This is a genomic window from Salegentibacter tibetensis (assembly GCF_020164485.1).
GTDB lineage: Bacteria > Bacteroidota > Bacteroidia > Flavobacteriales > Flavobacteriaceae > Salegentibacter > Salegentibacter tibetensis.
Genome location: NZ_JAIQZA010000175.1, coordinates 1 through 252, shown reverse-complemented (window position 1 = coordinate 252; position 252 = coordinate 1). Strand labels below are relative to the sequence as shown.

Below are 252 nucleotides of genomic sequence, written 5' to 3'. Positions count from 1 at the left end.
TCCGCCAGGCACGGTTTAAACAACAAGCCTCCTTTGAACAAATCAATTTTAATCAGCCCAGAGGTATAGATAAAAATATGCTGCTTCGTTTACAACAGGGAGACTGGATTAAAAAATCAAGGGACCTGGATATTCCGGTGATGCTGACCCCTCATTCCGGCCATACTGACCCCCCTAAGGATTTTGGTCAAAAAGATAAGTTAATGACAATATTACAGTTTTTTTCTTAGACTTTCCCCCTTAAGTTCTATA

General features: G+C 40.1%; 1 pseudogene. It reads left to right on the top strand.

The features are described 5' to 3' along the window. Positions 1-230 (top strand): annotated as a pseudogene (locus LB467_RS18965) (hypothetical protein); the annotation flags it as partial. Positions 231-252: the final 22 nt, after the last annotated feature.